The sequence below is a fragment of the Oceanimonas aquatica genome, assembly GCF_030732065.1.
Classification (GTDB): Bacteria; Pseudomonadota; Gammaproteobacteria; order Enterobacterales; family Aeromonadaceae; genus Oceanimonas.
In genome coordinates this window covers 94,391-112,690 of the sequence record NZ_JAVBHX010000010.1, presented here as the reverse complement: position 1 = coordinate 112,690, position 18,300 = coordinate 94,391, and the positions used below count along the sequence as shown (strand labels likewise).

Genomic DNA, 18,300 nt, shown 5'->3' with positions numbered 1-18,300 from the left:
GTTCGTCAAGCGTTGATTTGAACTTTGTTTGGTTCGCTTTCAACCCTTGTGACCGTTGGCGTGTTGCCCCGTGTCAGTGGAAGCGCATTATAGGGAGCCGCGATTTTTGCGCAAGGGCTTTTTCAGGAAAAATTGAGCTCTCGGTGTCAACAGCTCAAACCTTGAACAAAGCGGTGTTTTTTACTGCTTTTTACTTTCTTCAACGCCCTCAGAGTGGCCCAAACGGGTCACCAGCAGCTGATCAATCTTGTAGCTGTCGATGTCCACCACCTCGAATTTATAGCCGGCATGCAATACAAAATCGGTGCGCTTGGGAATCTTGCGCAGGGTATACATCATAAAGCCGGCAATGGTTTCGTAGTTTTCATCATCGGGAAAGGTATCGATGCTGAGCACGCGCATCACATCTTCCAGCGGCGTCAGCCCTTCCACCAGCCAGGAGTTGGCATCCCGGGACACGATCTGCTCTTCCTGAGACTGCACCAGCTCCCCCATCACAATACTCATGACGTCCTTGAGAGTGATGATGCCCACCACCAGCGCGTATTCATTCATGATGATGGCGAAGTCCTCGCCCGCGGTCTTGAAGTGTTCCAGCACTTCATACATGGACAGGGTATCGGGAATGATCAGCGGATTGCGCAGTATGCCTTCCTTTTGCAGGGAGATGGGCTGCTGGTGCAACACCTGCATAAGAATGTCACGGGAGTCCACATAGCCCACCACCCGATCCAGGCTGTCTTCGCACACCAGGAACTTGGCATGGGGATGCTCGGCAATCTTGGCCTTGATGTCTTCCTGATCCTCATGAAGGGTAAAATAGATCAGGCTTTCCCGGGTGGTCATGGCCGAGGTCACGGTACGGGATTCCATTTCAAACACGTTTTCAATGAGGTGATGTTCCTGCTCCTGCAGCACTCCGGCCTGGGCGCCGGCATCCATCATGGCGATGATGTCTTCGGGGGTGATCTCGTCCTGACGCATGGTAGGCACACGAAACAGCCGGAACAGCAGGTTGGCGAGGCCGTTGAACAGCCACACCAGCGGCCGGAACAGCAGGATCATGAAACTCATGGGACCCACCACCGCCACCGCAATTTTTTCCGGCGCTATCATCGCCAGCCGCTTGGGGATCAGATCCGCAAACAGAATAAACAGCGAGGTGACGATAAAAAACGACAGAAAAAAGGCACTGCGGTCGAGCCAGTAACCATCAAGGAACCAGCCCAGCAAATTGCGGGCAAAGGGAGCAAAGGCCGACTCGCCGATAATACCACCCAGAATGGCCACGGCATTAAGGCCAATCTGTACGATGGTGAAAAAGTTTCCTGGCTGCTCCTGCAGCAACAGCACTTTTTCTGCATTGCTGTCGCCGTCGCTGGCCATCAGCCTCAGCTTCATCTTGCGGGCCGCCGCCAGGGCGATTTCGGAAACGGAAAAGAAGGAGCTGATCGCTACCAACAGGCAGATAAACAGCACTTGCTCAAAGGTTGTCATTGTTATGCATTACCGTCTGGAGGGTGTGTTCCGCGAAGTGACGCCGGGCGGAAGATGAAAAAACCGCAGGAAATTTAACCCAGTGCCGTTTTTTTTTCCATCAATCCCGACACACCGGTTTTTTAACCCGCCCCTGGCGCGAAACTTATTCAGCTTTAATCCGTGGTGCCGATAACCCGAAAAGCACTCCCGTTGAGGTAACAAGGATGAAACGACATCTGACACTGGGCCGCAAGCTGGCCATTTCCCTGCTGTTGCCGGTACTGGCCCTGCTGGGCTTTGGCGGCATCACTTCCTACCAGGCTTACCAGGCCATGGATAAAGCCGCGGCCATGACCCCCATGGTGGCATTATCGGTGGCCGGCAGCAGCCTGGCCCACGAGCTGCAAAAGGAGCGCGGCATGTCGGCGGGCTTTATCGGCTCGGGCGGACGCCAGTTTGCCAGCGAACTTCAGGCCCAGCGCCGGCAGAGCGATCAGCGGCTGGCCGAACTGAAAGCGCGTCTGGGCACCGGTGCCGGCGACACCCTGCAGGCGCTGCAAAACCTGCAGGGACTGCGCAACCTGGTGGACGGCAATAATGCCCAGGTCGGCACCGTAGTGACGGGTTACACCGGCATGATCCGCCAGTTGCTGACCCTGGTGGATGACGCCGTCGGCCTGGCTCACGACGGCAGCACCGCCGCCGAGCTGGCCGCCTACAGCGCCTTTTTGCAGAGCAAGGAACGCATGGGCATTATTCGGGCGGTGTTGAGCAACACCTTTGGTGCCGACCACTTCGGCCCCGGCCTGTATCGCCGCTTTATTACCCTGGAAGCAGAGCAGGCCGCCTATCTGGAGCGCTTTAACCGACTGGCGTCCCCCGAATGGCAGGCGCTTTACCAGCACAAGGCCGGCAACAACGACGAGGTGGCCCGTCTGCAGCAACTGGCTCACGCCCACGCCGATACCGGCGGCTTTAATCAGAATGCCACCCAGTGGTTTGGTGCCGCCACCCGGCATATTAACCAGCTCAAAGCCGTGGAAGACGGCCTGGCCGCCAGCCTGGCCGAGCATGTGCAGCAACTGCATCAGGCCGCCGCCACCCGCTTCTGGTTGAGCCTGACCCTGTCGCTTGCGGTGCTCATCGTCACTCTGGCGCTGTCGGTCTGGCTGATGCACGGCATTCGCCGTGGCGTGCACACCCTGCATCAGGGCATGCTGCGCATTACTCAGGACAACGACTTTACTCGGGATGTGCCGGTACAAGGCAACGATGAGCTGGCCGAACTGGCCCGGTCCCTGAATACCATGCAGCACCACCTCAACGAGCTGCTGCAGGGCGTCAGCGAGGCCAGCCAGCGGCTGTTTGGCAATGCCGATCACACTCAGGGCTCGGTGCAGGAAGTGCGGCTGCACATTGAAAACGGCACCGGCCAGGTGGAGCTGGTGGTGTCGGCCACCAGCCAGATGGCCGCCACCGTGGCCGAGATCGCCCGCCACGCCAGTGACACCTATGGCGCCGCCAACGACAGCATACTGCGGGCGGAAGAAGGGGATCACGATGTCGACGACACCATTGCCGCCATTGAGGAAGTAGCGCTGGCCCTGAACGAAGGCGAGCGCCGGGTGCAGGAAGTGGCTCAGCATACCCGCGACGTGGAAAACTGCCTGACCACCATCAAACAGATCTCGGAACGCACCAACCTGCTGGCTCTCAATGCCGCCATTGAAGCGGCCCGGGCCGGCGAGTCGGGCCGAGGCTTTGCGGTGGTGGCCGACGAAGTCCGGGCTCTGGCCATGCAAACCCAGCACACCGCCGCCGAGATCGACGACATGCTGGCCCGGCTGCGGGAAGGCGTGGAAAGCGCCGTCACCGCCATGGGCACCGGTCGCAACAAGGCCGGCTACAGCGTGGAGGAAGCGCGCAAGGCCGGCGTGGAGCTGACCACCATCGTCGGCGAAATTCGCAAGGTGAACGCCATGAGCGAGCAGGTGGCCACCGCCACCGAGGAACAGCGCACCGTGACCGACGACATTCAGCATAACGTCATTCTGATCCGGGACGGCTACCAGGCCACTCTCGACATAGCCGGGCACCTGCAACAGCAGGGCGAGGCCCTGAGCGAGCTGGCCGCCCAGCTGCAACAACGGCTGGCCCAGTTCCGGCTGCGGGAAAGCCATTAATTCTGCTTGCAGATGTCATCGGGCCGGGTATCAAACCCGGCCTTTTTTATACCCGCTCTTCGGCCAACGCCATAGTCTATGCTTCGATAAAAGCGGCACCAGCCTGCTCTGTTTGTGCTGGCATGCTTGCTGATCCCGGCTCCACCGTTCAATAAAAAGAGGCATTAGCAATGAGTCAGAATACTCCTTCGTCTTCCGGCAAGTGTCCCGTGATGCACGGAGCGCAAACCGAATCCGGCAGTTCCAACACCAGCTGGTGGCCCAAGGCCCTGAACCTCGACATTCTTCACCAGCACGACACCAAGACCAACCCGCTGGGTGAAGATTTCAACTACGCCGAGGCCTTTAAAACACTGGATCTGGCGGCGGTCAAACAGGACCTCAAAACCCTGATGACCGACAGTCAGGACTGGTGGCCCGCCGACTGGGGGCACTACGGCGGCCTGATGATCCGCATGGCCTGGCACAGCGCCGGCACCTATCGTATTGCCGACGGCCGCGGCGGTGGCGGCACCGGCAACCAGCGCTTTGCTCCCATCAGCTCCTGGCCCGACAACGCCAACCTCGACAAAGCCCGGCGCCTGCTGTGGCCCATCAAGAAGAAATACGGCAATGCCCTGTCCTGGGCCGACCTGATGATCCTGGCCGGCAACATGGCCTATGAGTCCATGGGCCTCAAGACCTTTGGCTTTGCCGGCGGCCGGGCCGATATCTGGCACCCGGAAAAGGACATCTACTGGGGCGCGGAAAAGGAGTGGCTGGCGCCGACCAACAACCCCAACAGCCGCTACTCCGGTGAACGAAACCTGGAAAACCCATTGGCGGCGGTGATGATGGGACTGATTTACGTTAACCCGGAAGGGGTGGACGGCCAGCCCGATCCGCTGAAAACCGCCGCCGATGTGCGCGAGACCTTTGCCCGCATGGCGATGAACGATGAAGAAACCGCGGCCCTCACCGCCGGTGGCCACACCGTGGGCAAGACCCACGGTAACGGCGATGCCGCCAACCTGGGGCCGGAGCCGGAAGGCGCCAGCCTGGAAGAGCAGGGGCTGGGCTGGAACAATCACAAAACCAGGGGCATTGGCCGCGACACCGTGACCAGTGGCCTGGAAGGCGCCTGGACCACCCACCCCACCCAATGGGACAACGGCTACTTTGACATGCTGCTCAACCACGAATGGGAGTCCAAAAAGAGCCCGGCCGGCGCCTGGCAGTGGCAGCCGGTGAATATCAAGGAAGAAGACAAGCCGGTGGACGTGGAAGACCCTTCCCGTCGCTGCATGCCCATCATGACCGATGCCGACATGGCCATGAAAATGGATCCGGCCTATCGCAAAATCATTGAGCGTTTTCAGCAGGATCCAGCCTACTTCTCCGATACCTTTGCCCGCGCCTGGTTCAAGCTCACACACAGGGATATGGGACCGAAAAGCCGCTATCTGGGCCCGGACGTGCCCGATGAAGATTTAATCTGGCAGGATCCGGTTCCCTCGGTGGACTATTGCCTGAGCGATGACCAGATCGCCGATCTCAAGGCCAGGATTCTGGCCACCGGGCTGAGCGTGCCCGAGCTGGTGGCCACCGCCTGGGACAGCGCCCGCACCTTCCGGGGCTCCGACTACCGCGGTGGAGCCAACGGCGCCCGCATTCGTCTCGCCCCGCAAAAGGACTGGCAGGGCAACGAGCCGGCCCGGCTGCAAAAGGTGCTGGCAGCCCTGGAGCAACTGCAGGCAAGTCTCGACACCCCGGTGAGCATGGCGGATCTCATTGTGCTCGGTGGCTCAGCCGCGGTGGAAAAGGCCGCCAACGACGCCGGCGTAAAGGTAACCGTGCCCTTTGCTCCCGGCCGGGGTGACGCCACCGATGCCATGACCGATGCCGATTCCTTCCAGTACCTGGAACCGATTCACGACGGCTACCGCAACTGGCTGAAACAGGACTATGCGGTCACTCCCGAAGAGCTGATGCTGGATCGCACCCAGCTGCTGGGGCTCACCGCCCCGGAAATGACGGTACTGGTGGGCGGCATGCGGGTGCTGGGCGCCAACCACGGCAACAGCCCTCATGGCGTCTTTACCGACAAGGTCGGAGTGCTCAGCAACGACTTTTTCGTCAACCTCACCGACATGGCCTACCGTTGGGAGCCGGCAGGCAACAACCAGTACAATCTCGTTGAACGCCAGTCCGGCAACGTGAAGTGGACCGCCACTCGAGTGGATCTGGTGTTTGGCTCCAACTCGATATTGCGCAGCTATGCCGAGGTCTATGCCCAGGACGATGCCCGCGAAAAATTCGTGCATGACTTCGTTAACGCCTGGACCAAGGTGATGAATGCGGATCGGTTTGATTTAAACTAGCGCCGTACGAAAGCATCAAAATTAAAAATCTGCCGGTAAATCGGGTTATTCAACCTGATTTACCGGCTCCGTTTTGCATCGTCTGATTGCCACAGAGGAAAATACTGACTTTGCCCGGTGCACATAATATGATCGCCATAATATTCCGCCCACTCCGTCCCTTGGTATGACCGGCCCCTGATGTTGATAGTGCGATTATTGTTCACAGCCCTGCTGTCCATGCTGCTGCTCTCCGGCGGGTCCCTGGCCAGGGGACAGGATTACTGGACCTACCGGGACTACCTGAAGGCCTTTCCCGAACAGCGCCAGCTGACCGATGCGTTTGCGGCACGGGTTCGGCAACCCGCCCTGCCCTGGCATTCCTCCCGTACCCCACCGGTACGCATTGCCATGCTGACCCCGGATGCGCAAATCTCCGACTACTGGTCACGCAACCGCTTGAGCCTGTCCCGCCGGCTGCAGGAAATCGGCCTGCCCTATTCCCTGAAAAGCTATTCGTTTCAGCCCGCCACCACCCTCAGACAACAGGAAGCCCTGCTGGCCAAGGCCCTGAACAGCCAGCCCGACTACCTGATTTTTACGGTTAATGCCCTGCGCCACCGAGTGCTGGTGGAAAAAATCATCGCCCGCGGCCATCCCAAACTGATCCTGATGAACATCACCACGCCGCTGAAATCGTGGGCAAAGCGCCAGCCGTTTTTCTACGTGGGGTTTGATCACCGGGAAGGCACCCGGCTGCTCACCGAAACCATCGCCCGCATGACCGGCGCCCGGGCCAACTACCTGATGCTGTATGGCACCCAAGGGTATGTGAGCCAGGCCCGGGGGGACGAATTTATTCGCCTGACCGCCAACCAGCCCGGTTTTGCGCTGCGCCAGGCCTTTTATACCGATGTGGAGCGAAACAAGGCCCGTCAGGCGGTACAACAGGCACTGACCACAGCGCCCGACATTAACCTGGTTTACGCCTGCACCACGGACATCGCCCTGGGCGCCGCCGAGAGCCTGCGCGCCCAGGGTAAAAAGGACAAGGTGCTCCTCAACGGCTGGGGCGGCGGCAGCGCCGAGCTCGACGCCCTGGCCCGGGGCGATCTGGATCTGACCGTGATGCGCATGAACGATGACAACGGCGTGGCCATGGCGGAGGCCATTCGCCTCGATCAGGAAGGCAAGGCTCACCGTCTGCCCCAGGTATACAGCGGCGACTTCGCCGTGATTGACCGGCACACGCCCGCCGACGAACTGGAACGTCTTAAAGCCCATGCCTTCCGTTACTCCCGATAACACCAACGCCCGGCCGCTGCTTCGGCAACTGCTGCTGGTACTGCTGCCCGCCTTTCTGTTGCTGGCGGCCGCCCTGCTGCTGCTGACCTACCGCAGCACCTCAACCATGGTGGATGACAGCATTCGCCATCAGCTGGAAGAGGCCAATGACCGGCTGCAGATCCTGCTCGACAGCTACCTGAGCGGACTGGATGGCCTGCTGTCGGCCTCCGCCGAGCAATCGGAACTGGCGCAGACCCTGTCGACCGGCAACCGAAACGCCGCCGAAGATCAATTACAGAACATGCTGGAGCACCGCCACGGAGAACACCTGGATCTGCTGATGCTGAGCCGGCAGGAAAAGCTGTGGGTCAATCTGAACTCGCCGCTCTATGCCATGGAGCACCGGCAGCAGCAGTTGATCGCCGCGCCGCCGCTGTACCATCAGTGGACCAGCATTGAGCTGGATGCGCCCTTTACCCGCCAGACCGCCCTGGTGCAACGTTATCCGGTCATCGCCCCGGACTCGGGTCAGGTCACCGGCAGCCTGTTTGGCGGTGTGGTGCTGAATGACAACCTCAGCCTGTTGCGCCAGCTGGCCCGGGGCGCAGAAAACTTTCGGGTGCAGCTGATACTGCACGGCAAGCCGGTAGGGCCGGCCTACCTCAACAACAACGACATAGCCCCCGGCGTGTTCACTCAAGTCCTGGCAAGCCAGCAGCCTTATGGCCAGATCCAAGGCCATTATTTCAGCCTGCAGCCCCTGCGGATCAATGACGAGCCCAGCGAGCTGCAACTGCTGTTGCTGACCGATAACACCATCGCCCAGCAATTGCAGCAGAACTATGGCTACCATACCCTGCTGGCATTAATGCTGGTACTGCTGGCGGCACTGCTGCTGTCGCTGTACACGCTGCGGCTGATCTCGGTGCCTCTGGCCAGCCTCACCCGCTTTGCCGAGCGCGTGAGCCAGGGCAAGAAGGCCGCCTTTCAGCCCGACCGCATTCAGGAATTCAATTTTCTCGGCAGCAGCCTGGAAAGCATGGTGACCATACTGCAGCAAAATGAGCTGCGCCTGGCGCACCTGTTTGACGCCGCCAACTCCGCCACCATTATCGTCGACAACGACGATCGTATTCAGGCCCTCAACCAAATGGCCACGGCGCTGTTTGAACGCGGCCACGGCGAGCTGGTGGGAACTCCTCTCACCCGCTATTTCAGTCCCGAGCAGCTGGCGCCCCTGCAACAGGCGATCGACAAGGCCAGAAAGGGCCACCGGGTTGATGATGTGGAAGCCCGCCTAGGTCCCCTGCCCCGGCAGGCGCGCTGCCAGCTGTGGACCCTGGCGCCGGTCTTCACCAACCAGGTAGTCACCGCGGTGCAATTGCAGGGGCAGGACATCAGCCGCCTGAAACAGGCGGAAGAATCCCTGCAACTGAACCGCCTGGTGCTGGCCAACATGCTGGAAGCGGTCATGATCTTCGACCGCCACCAGCGGCTGGTATATGCCAACCCGGCCTACACCCGGCTCACCGGGTTTATGCTGGATAACATGGTGGGCCAGCCCCCCGACGGCGCCCTGCCCCTGCAGGCCGACGACCAGTCGCCCTGGCAGGCGGTGGATACACACGGCCACTGGCAGGGCGAACTTCGCTGTCGGACCAGTGACAGCGCTACCCTGCCCCTGTGGCTGTCCATTCGCACCCTGGCGAATGAACGCGGAGAAACCAGCCATTACGTGGCGGTGTTCTCCAATATTCCCGGGCTCAGAAACACCACCTCTCAGGACCACTAAACCAGACAACCCGGGCAAGCCCGGGTTGTCATGAGGTAAATGGCCTTTTTACGGCTTATTCCACCGTCACGCTCTTGGCGAGATTGCGGGGCTGATCCACGTCGGTGCCCTTGATCAGCGCCACGTAGTAAGACAGCAACTGCAGCGGCACCGTATAGACGATGGGGGCGATCACTTCATCCACGTGCTCCAGCGACATCACCCGCATGGTGTCGTCCCCTTTAAAGCCGGCCTGCTTGTCGGCGAACACGTACAGAATGCCGCCCCGGGCGCGCACTTCCTCCACGTTGGACTTCAGCTTTTCCAGCAGCTCGTTATTGGGCGCCACTACTATGATCGGCATGTCGGCGTCGATCAGCGCCAGCGGGCCATGCTTGAGCTCACCGGCGGCATAGGCCTCGGCATGAATGTAGGAAATTTCCTTGAGCTTGAGCGCCCCTTCCATGGCGATGGGATACTGCTCGCCCCGGCCCAGGAACAGACTGTGGTACTTGTCGGCAAATTCTTCCGCCAGGGCCTCGATATCACCGGCCAGCGCCAGGGTATCGACAATATGTGCCGGCAGCGAACGCAGCGAGCGCACCAGATCTGCTTCGGCCTGCTCACTCAGGTTGCCGCGGCACCGGCCCACCGCCGCCACCAGCATCAGCAGTGCCACCAGTTGAGTGGTAAAGGCCTTGGTGGAGGCCACGCCAATTTCGGCGCCAGCCCGAGTCATAAAGGCCAGATCCGACTCCCGCACCAGAGACGATCCGGGCACGTTGCAGATGGTCAGGCTGCTCATATAGCCGGACTCTTTCGCCAGCCGCAGTGCCGCCAGGGTGTCGGCGGTCTCGCCACTCTGGGACAGGGTGATCAGCAGGCTGTTGGGACGCACCACCGACTTGCGGTAGCGAAACTCCGAGGCGATCTCGATATCGCAGGGCACACCGGCCAGCGCCTCGAACCAGTAGCGGGCCACCATGCCGGCATGGTAGGAGGTGCCGCAGGCGATCAGCTGAATGTGCTCCACCTTTTCAAAGATATCGCGGGCGCCGTTACCGAACGATTCCACCACCACGCCCTGCTCGCTCAGCCGGCCTTCCAGGGTGTCGGTAATGGATTTGGGCTGCTCATGAATTTCCTTCAGCATGTGGTGGCGGTATTCGCCCTTGTCGCCGGCGTCGTGGGTCACGTCCGATTCCTGCTCGGCGCGGGTGACCGGCTGGCCGTCGCTGTCGTAAATGTGGATCTCCCGGCGGGTTACCTCGGCCACGTCGCCCTCTTCCAGAAACAGAAAACGGCGGGTGACCGGCAATAGCGCCAGCTGATCGGACGCAATAAAGTTCTCACCCAGGCCCAGACCGATCACCAATGGTGAGCCGGAGCGGGCCACCACTACGCGTGAAGGGTCATTGACGTCCATCAGCACGGTACCGTAGGCACCACGCAGCTCCTTGACCGTGGCCTGCAACGCCGCCAGCAGGCTGTCAGTATGCTGGCGATGCCAGTGCACCAGATGGGCGATGACCTCGGTGTCTGTGTCTGACGCAAAGGTGTAGCCCTTGGCCTTAAGTTCCTCACGCAGTTCTTCGTGATTTTCGATAATGCCGTTGTGCACCACGGCAATGTTGCCGGACACGTGGGGATGAGCGTTACGCTCGGAAGGCTCACCATGGGTGGCCCAGCGAGTGTGGGCTATGCCGGTACCGCCGGCCAGCGGCTGCTCATTCAGGGCATCGGCCAGGGCCTGCACCTTGCCCAGTCGCCGCACCCGGCCCAGCTGCTGGTCGTGAATAATGGCCACCCCGGCGGAGTCGTAGCCCCGGTATTCCAGACGGCGCAGGCCCTCTACCAGGATCTCCGCCACATCACGCTGGGCCACGGCCCCTACAATTCCACACATGCTCTTGTCCTCAGAGATAAGGGCGCGATCACCAGAGTGACGCCCTTGTCGGTTATTTGTTGTTGAATGCTTTTGTCCAGGCCACTGTCGGTGACCAGGGTATGAATACGCTCCCAGGGCAGCTCCAGGTTGGGAATTTTACGGCCGATCTTGTCCGACTCCACCATCACCACCACTTCCCGGGCCACCTCGGCCATCACCCGGGACAGCCCGGTCAGCTCGTTAAAGGTGGTGGTGCCCCGCGCCAGATCGATGCCGTCGGCACCGATAAACAGCTGATCGAAGTCATAGGAGCGCAGCACCTGCTCGGCCACACGGCCCTGAAACGACTCGGAGGACGGATCCCAGGTGCCGCCGGTCATCAGCAGGGTTGGCTCCGGCTCCAGCTCACGCAGGGTGTTGGCGATATTGAGGGAGTTGGTCATCACCACCAGGCCGTGCTTGTGGCCCAGCTCGCCCAGCAGCGCCGCCGTGGTGCTGCCACTGTCGATAATGATGCGATTGTGATCACGAAGACGCGCCGCCGCCGCCCGGGCCAGCGCCCGCTTTCGTTTCGAAACCGGCTCGGCCTCGGCCACCATTTCGCTCGGCACCGGCACGGCGCCGCCATAGCGGCGCAGCAGCAGGCCGTTTTTCTCCAGCGCGGTCAGATCCTTGCGAATGGTCACTTCGGAAGTGTCAAAACGCCGGGCCAGCTCATCCACGGTCACTTCTCCCTGCTCGGCCAGCAGAGTGACGATGGTATGACGGCGTTGTTGCGTATTGCGTTTCGACATGGCAGCACTAAGTTTCGTTTTGAAATTTAAATGCTAGCAGATCAAAAGAAACCCGATCAACCTAAAAGTCCCGTCACTCCGGCGCAGGCCGGAGTCCAGGGCGGGTTGCCCCTTGTCTGCAGAATGGATTCCGGCTCGGGGGCCGGAATGACAGTACAGACAAAGCCGAAAACAAAAACGCGGCAGTGAAATCACAGCCGCGTCAGTTTTGCTTCAGGCTTTCAGCTTCGAGCTTTATTTTTTGGTCGGGCGGGGCCAGTTTTTGATATGGCGCTGGGGCACGCGGGTGATCACCAGCTCGGCCTCGGCCACGTCCTTGGTCACGGTACTGCCGGCCCCCAGGGTGGCGTTCTTGCCGATGCGTACCGGCGCCACTAATTGCGTATCGGAGCCGACGAAGACGCCGTCCTCGATCACGGTCTGGAACTTGTTCACGCCGTCATAGTTGCAGGTGATGGTGCCGGCGCCGATATTCACGCCCTCGCCGATCTCGGCGTCGCCCAGGTAGGTCAGGTGGCCGGCCTTGGAGCCCTTGCCCAGCCGGGCCTTTTTCATTTCCACAAAATTACCCACATGGGCATCTTCGCCCAGCACGGCGCCGGGGCGCAGACGGGCAAAGGGGCCGGCGCTGCTGGCGCTGCCCAGCTCGGCATTCTCGACGATGGAGTAGGGTTTGACCTCGGCGTCGTCGCCGATCACGCAGTTTCTGAGAATGGCGCTGGCGCCCACTTTCACCCGGTTGCCCAGGCGCACGTCCCCTTCGATGATCACGTTCACGTCGATCACCACTTCCTCGCCGGCGGTCAGGGTGCCGCGCAGATCGAAGCGGGCCGGATCCAGCAGGCTTACGCCCTCGCGCATCAGCCGCTCGGCCTGCATGCGCTGATAGGCCCGCTCCAGCCCGGCCAGCTGCACTCTGTCGTTGGCGCCTTCCACCTCGGCGGTGCTGGCCGGCTGCACGGTGGCAATGTCGCAGCCATCGCGGTGGGCCATGGCGAAAATATCGGTGAGGTAATACTCGCCCTGAGCGTTGTCGTTATTAAGCTCGCCCAGCCAGGCCCTGAGCCGGCCGGCGTCGGCCACCAGCACGCCGGTGTTTACCTCGGTAATGGCCAATTGCTCGGGCGTGGCGTCCTTCTGCTCGACAATGCCGGTCACCTTGCCGTGTTCCCGCACGATACGGCCATAGCCGGTGGGGTTGGCAAGGCTTACAGTAAGCAGGCCCACTCCGTCTTTGGGCTGGGCAGCGATCAGCCGCTGCAGGGTCTCCGCCTGCAGCAAGGGGGTGTCACCGTAAAGCACCAGAACCCTTTCTTCATCGGCAATATCGGGCAGCGCCACCGCCACTGCGTGGCCGGTACCCAGTTGCTCGGCCTGGTGGGTCCAGTGCAAATCCGGGGCCTGAATGCGCGCCTTGAGTTGGTCGGCACCGTGACCGTATACCAGATGAATACCATCCACCTCGCAAGCCTGAGCGGCCTCAATTACATGGGCCACCATGGGCTTGCCGGCCACCGGGTGCAGCACCTTGGGAAGAGAAGAGCGCATGCGGGTGCCCTTGCCCGCCGCCAGAATTACCGCCTGAATCGTCATTGGAATGAGTGTCCCGTTTATCAATTAATGTGCTTTACTGCGGTTATTGTGATTTTTTCGCAAAAAAAAAGCGACCCTGAGGTCGCTTTTTCGAACGTTCGGCTTAACGTACGTTTTTCTTAACCAACTGCAGCACGCGCAGCTTCGCCATAGCCCGGGCCAGTTCGGCAGCCGCTTCCGCATAGTCCACATCGTGTGAGGAGTTCTGCAGTTTGGCTTCTGCCGCTTTTTTGGCTTCTTCGGCCTTGGCTTTATCCAGATCTTCGGCGCGAATTGCAGTGTCGGCCAATACCATGACACTGCTGCCCTGTACTTCCAGCATACCGCCGGAGATGTACAGAACTTCCTGCTGGCCGGCCTTGGTGACGTATTGCACCAGGCCGGGACGGATTGCCGTCAGCAGGGGGGCGTGTCCGTAACGAACGCCCAATTCACCCTCAGAGCCGGATACAGTCACCGCGGTCACAGAGCCGGAAAACAAACGTTTTTCGGCGCTGACGATGTCCAGGTGAAAGTTATACTCAGCCATCAGGTCCTCCTTAGAGGCTTACAGTTTCTTGGCTTTTTCGACCGCTTCGTCGATGGAGCCAACCATGTAGAACGCCTGCTCGGGCAGCGTGTCGTAGTCGCCGTTCAGGATGCCCTGGAAGCCGGCGATGGTGTCTTTCAGAGACACGTACTTGCCGGGGGCACCGGTGAACACTTCGGCCACGAAGAACGGCTGAGACAGGAAACGCTCGATTTTACGGGCGCGAGACACGGTCAGCTTGTCGTCTTCAGACAGTTCGTCCATACCCAGGATGGCGATGATGTCTTTCAGCTCTTTGTAGCGCTGCAGCACGGTCTGTACACCACGGGCAACAGAGTAGTGCTCTTCACCAACCACCTGCGGGTCCAGCTGACGGCTGGTGGAATCCAGCGGGTCAACGGCCGGGTAGATACCCAGGGCAGCGATCTGACGGCTCAGTACCACGGTCGCATCCAGGTGGGCGAAGGTGGTAGCCGGAGACGGGTCAGTCAAGTCATCCGCAGGTACGTAAACGGCCTGTACGGAGGTGATGGAGCCGGTCTTGGTAGAGGTGATACGCTCCTGCAGAACGCCCATCTCTTCGGCCAGGGTCGGCTGGTAACCTACTGCGGAAGGCATACGGCCCAGCAGTGCGGATACTTCGGTACCGGCCAGGGTGTAACGGTAGATGTTGTCCACGAACAACAGTACGTCACGACCTTCGTCACGGAACTTCTCGGCCATGGTCAGGCCGGTCAGGGCCACACGCAGACGGTTTCCAGGCGGCTCGTTCATCTGACCGTATACCAGAGATACCTTGTCCAGTACGTTGGAGTCGGTCATCTCGTGGTAGAAGTCGTTACCTTCACGGGTCCGCTCACCTACACCGGCGAACACGGAGTAACCGCTGTGCTCGATGGCGATGTTACGGATCAGTTCCATCATGTTTACGGTCTTGCCCACACCGGCACCACCGAACAGACCAACCTTACCACCCTTGGCGAACGGGCATACCAGGTCGATTACCTTGATGCCGGTTTCCAGCAGCTCGGTAGAGCTGGACTGCTCTTCGTAGCTGGGGGCTTCACGGTGGATGGACCAGCGCTCTTCTTCGCCGATGTCACCCTTTTCATCGATGGGGTTACCCAGAACGTCCATGATGCGACCCAGGGTCTGAACACCTACCGGCACCTGAATGGGCTTGTTGGTGTTTTCAATTTCCAGACCACGGCGCAGGCCGTCGGAAGAACCCATGGCGATACAACGAACAACGCCGCCGCCGATTTGCTGCTGAACTTCCAGAACCAGACCCTGGCCCTGGCCTTCCGTCGTAATCTTCAGCGCATCGTAAACGTGGGGAACCGCATCTTGCGGGAATTCCACGTCAACAACGGCGCCGATGATTTGGACTATGATACCCTTACTCATGTCAAATCCTCTAAACCTTTGAATACCTTCGCCTTATACGGCACCGGCCCCGGCAACAATCTCACTCAGTTCCTGGGTAATCGCGGCCTGACGGGCCTTGTTGTACACCAGTTGCAGATCGTTGATGAGGTTGCCGGCGTTATCGGTTGCGGCTTTCATCGCTACCATCCGGGCCGCCTGTTCGCTGGCCAGGTTCTCGACCACACCCTGATACACCTGGGATTCCACAAAGCGTACCAGCAGCGTGTCCAGCAGCGATTTGGGATCCGGCTCATAGAGGTAGTCCCAGCTGTGGCTGGCCACTTCTTCTTCCGATGCAGGCAAAGGCAACAGTTGATCGACCGTCGGCTTTTGCACCATGGTGTTTTCAAACTTGTTGTACACCAGGTACAGCTTGTCTATCTCACCCTTGTCGTACGCTTCCAGCATGACGCTGACCGAGCCGATCAGGTCATCGAGAGCGGGGTTGTCGCCCAGGCCAGAAGCCTGCGCCAGTACCTTGCCGCCATAACGGTTGAAGAAACCAACCGCCTTGCTGCCGATAAGGCACATGTCAACGCCCACACCCTTGTCGGTGTACGCTTTCATCTGGTTCATGGCAGCCTTGAACACGTTGATGTTCAGGCCACCACAAAGGCCACGATCGGTGGAGACGATAATAAAGCCTACGCGCTTGACCTCACGGTCTTCCAGATAGGGGTGCTTGTATTCCAAGTTCCCCTGCGCGATGTGGCCGATCACCTTGCGTATGGTTTCAGCGTATGGGCGGCTGTGGTCCATTCGATCCTGCGCTTTACGCATTTTCGAGGCGGCCACCATCTCCATAGCGCTGGTGATCTTCTGAGTGTTTTTCACACTCCCGATCTTGCTACGTATTTCTTTTGCGCCGGCCATGTCGCTTCTCCAATTCAGGTGGCAGCAATAACCGCTGCCACATGGTTACCAGGACTGGGTAGCCTTGAAGCTATCCAGCAACGCAGTCAGCTGAGCCACAACGTCTTTGTTGTAGTCGGCTTTCTCGTTGATCTCCGCCATCAGGGCGGCATGTTCTGAATTGGCGTAAGCGAGCAGGGCGTCTTCGAACGTAGTGATGAACTTGAGCTCTACGTCGTCCAGGTAACCGTTTTCAGCGGCGAACAGGGACAGCGCCTGCTCGGCTACGGACATGGGACGGTATTGCTTCTGTTTCATCAGCTCGGTCACTTTCTGGCCGTGGCTCAGCTGTTTGCGGGTAGCGTCGTCCAGGTCGGAAGAGAACTGGGCGAAGGCCGCCAGTTCGCGATACTGAGCCAGCGCGGTACGGATACCACCGGACAGTTTCTTCACGATCTTGGTCTGGGCTGCACCACCTACACGGGATACGGAGATACCCGGGTCAACGGCCGGACGGATACCGGAGTTGAACAGCTCGGTGGTCAGGAAGATCTGACCATCAGTGATGGAGATCACGTTGGTCGGTACGAACGCAGACACGTCGCCGGCCTGGGTTTCGATGATCGGCAGCGCGGTCAGAGAGCCGGTCTGGCCTTTCACTTCACCGTTGGTGAACTTCTCAACGTAGTCGGCAGACACGCGGGAAGCACGCTCCAGCAGGCGGGAGTGCAGGTAGAACACGTCACCCGGATAGGCTTCACGGCCCGGCGGACGACGCAGCAGCAGCGAGATCTGACGGTAGGCAACGGCCTGCTTGGACAGGTCATCGTACACGATCAGAGCATCTTCACCGCGGTCACGGAAGAATTCACCCATGGCACAACCGGCGTAAGGCGCCAGGTATTGCAGGGCAGCAGACTCGGAAGCGGAAGCAACAACCACAATGGTGTTCTTCAGCGCGTCATGCTCTTCCAGCTTGCGAACGACGTTGGCAATGGTGGACGCTTTCTGGCCGATGGCCACGTACACACACTTAATGCCTGAGTCTTTCTGGTTGATGATGGCGTCAACGGCCAGGGCGGTTTTACCCACCTGACGGTCACCGATGATCAGCTCACGCTGACCACGACCGATCGGAATCATGGCGTCAACGGCCTTGTAACCGGTCTGTACCGGCTGGTCTACCGACTGACGGTCGATAACGCCGGGGGCGATCACTTCTACCGGAGAGAAGGTATCGGTCTCGATGGCGCCTTTGCCGTCGATCGGCTCACCCAGGGTGTTAACCACGCGGCCCAGCAGGCTGCGGCCTACCGGAACTTCCAGGATACGACCGGTGGATTGAACCTTGGTGCCTTCGGCCAGATCGGCGTAAGGACCCATGACCACGGCGCCCACGGAGTCGCGCTCCAGGTTCAGTGCCAGGGCGTAACGGTTGCCCGGCAGTTCAATCATTTCACCTTGCATGATGTCAGCAAGGCCGTGAATACGAATGATGCCATCGCTTACAGAGACGATGGTACCTTCGTTTCGTGCTTCACTGACAACATTGAATTGCTCGATGCGCTGTTTGATCAGCTCGGCAATTTCAGTTGAATTCAGTTGCATGCTCTATTCCCCAATCAAGATTGCAGCGTTTCGGCCAAGCGGGACAGACGGCCCCGCACACTTCCGTCGATAACCATGTCGCCGGCCTTGATGATAATGCCGGCCATCAGTCTCTTGTCGACGCTGCAATTCAGGTTCACCTTGCGTCCCAGACGCTGTTCCAGTGAAGCCTGAATCTTGGCCACTTGTTGCTTGGTCAGTTTGGCTGCGGAAACCACTTCGGCGTCCACTACCCGGTCCAGTTCCGCCTTCATTTCGGCGAATTCCTGTACCACTGCCGGCAACACACTCAAGCGTCCGTTTGCGGCCATTACCCTTATCAGGTTCTGGCCTTGCTCATCGAGCTGTTCGCCACAGACAGCCAAAAACACATCGGCCATCTTTTCCGCGTTCAGATCGCTGCCGAGAACCTGGGCCATGCTGTCGTTTTGCGCCACTTCGGCAGCAAAAGTCAGCATGGACAACCAGTTGTCGACCGCTTTTTTCTCAACGGCAAAATCGAAAGCTGCTTTGGCATAGGGGCGAGCAATGGTTTTCATTTCCATGGCT

At 59.8% G+C, this 18,300-nt stretch carries 13 protein-coding genes; 4 read left to right on the top strand and 9 right to left on the bottom strand.

Annotation, left to right across the window (positions count from 1 at the left end; translation table 11 throughout):
• Positions 1–180 precede the first annotated feature (180 nt).
• Entirely contained in the window at positions 181–1,497 is a 1,317-nt protein-coding gene (gene paeA, locus Q9290_RS14400; RefSeq protein ID WP_306080342.1) for a polyamine export protein PaeA, read from the bottom strand.
• Positions 1,498–1,703: 206 nt separating this feature from the next.
• Here paeA and Q9290_RS14395 point away from each other — a divergent pair, with 206 nt between their 5' ends.
• The 4 genes from Q9290_RS14395 (at position 1,704) to Q9290_RS14380 (ending at position 9,080) form a co-directional block, all read left to right on the top strand.
• Positions 1,704–3,662 carry a methyl-accepting chemotaxis protein gene (locus Q9290_RS14395; RefSeq protein ID WP_306080341.1) on the top strand — a complete coding sequence of 653 codons (1,959 nt, stop codon included), beginning with the start codon at positions 1,704–1,706 and terminating at the stop codon, positions 3,660–3,662.
• A 170-nt stretch (positions 3,663–3,832) separates the two neighbouring features.
• A complete protein-coding gene (gene katG, locus Q9290_RS14390; protein ID WP_306080340.1) occupies positions 3,833–6,022 on the top strand; it encodes a catalase/peroxidase HPI in 2,190 nt (729 codons plus the stop codon).
• A gap of 189 nt (positions 6,023–6,211) precedes the next feature.
• The gene (locus Q9290_RS14385) at positions 6,212–7,306 is read left to right on the top strand and encodes a substrate-binding domain-containing protein (protein ID WP_306080339.1); all 1,095 of its coding nucleotides are present in this window, start codon (positions 6,212–6,214) and stop codon (positions 7,304–7,306) included.
• On the top strand, positions 7,284–9,080 hold the full coding sequence (locus Q9290_RS14380; RefSeq protein ID WP_306080338.1) for a LuxQ periplasmic sensor domain-containing protein: 1,797 nt from the start codon (positions 7,284–7,286) through the stop codon (positions 9,078–9,080). Before Q9290_RS14385 ends, Q9290_RS14380 begins: the two co-directional genes overlap by 23 nt.
• A 55-nt stretch (positions 9,081–9,135) precedes the next feature.
• On the opposite strand, the gene glmS is transcribed toward Q9290_RS14380, so the two are convergent.
• The 8 genes from glmS to atpH form a co-directional block, all read right to left on the bottom strand.
• Entirely contained in the window at positions 9,136–10,965 is a 1,830-nt protein-coding gene (glmS, locus tag Q9290_RS14375) for a glutamine--fructose-6-phosphate transaminase (isomerizing) (protein ID WP_306080337.1), read from the bottom strand.
• Entirely contained in the window at positions 10,950–11,741 is a 792-nt protein-coding gene (locus tag Q9290_RS14370) for a DeoR/GlpR family DNA-binding transcription regulator (RefSeq protein WP_306080336.1), read from the bottom strand. Before Q9290_RS14370 ends, glmS begins: the two co-directional genes overlap by 16 nt.
• Before the next feature lie 234 nt (positions 11,742–11,975).
• Positions 11,976–13,334: a bifunctional UDP-N-acetylglucosamine diphosphorylase/glucosamine-1-phosphate N-acetyltransferase GlmU gene (gene glmU / locus Q9290_RS14365; protein WP_306080335.1), complete on the bottom strand. Its 1,359-nt coding sequence runs from the start codon at positions 13,332–13,334 to the stop codon at positions 11,976–11,978.
• A 103-nt stretch (positions 13,335–13,437) separates the two neighbouring features.
• Complete coding sequence (locus Q9290_RS14360; RefSeq protein WP_306080334.1) at positions 13,438–13,863, bottom strand: F0F1 ATP synthase subunit epsilon; 426 nt, start codon at positions 13,861–13,863, stop codon at positions 13,438–13,440.
• An 18-nt stretch (positions 13,864–13,881) separates the two neighbouring features.
• Positions 13,882–15,270, bottom strand: coding sequence for a F0F1 ATP synthase subunit beta (gene atpD, locus Q9290_RS14355; protein ID WP_306080333.1), 1,389 nt, complete (start codon positions 15,268–15,270; stop codon positions 13,882–13,884).
• A gap of 33 nt (positions 15,271–15,303) precedes the next feature.
• Entirely contained in the window at positions 15,304–16,164 is an 861-nt protein-coding gene (gene atpG, locus Q9290_RS14350; protein ID WP_306080332.1) for a F0F1 ATP synthase subunit gamma, read from the bottom strand.
• Positions 16,165–16,209: 45 nt separating this feature from the next.
• Positions 16,210–17,751 carry a F0F1 ATP synthase subunit alpha gene (gene atpA / locus Q9290_RS14345; RefSeq protein WP_306080331.1) on the bottom strand — a complete coding sequence of 514 codons (1,542 nt, stop codon included), beginning with the start codon at positions 17,749–17,751 and terminating at the stop codon, positions 16,210–16,212.
• A gap of 14 nt (positions 17,752–17,765) precedes the next feature.
• Complete coding sequence (gene atpH / locus Q9290_RS14340; RefSeq protein ID WP_306080330.1) at positions 17,766–18,296, bottom strand: F0F1 ATP synthase subunit delta; 531 nt, start codon at positions 18,294–18,296, stop codon at positions 17,766–17,768.
• Between the last annotated feature and the right edge of the window lie 4 nt (positions 18,297–18,300).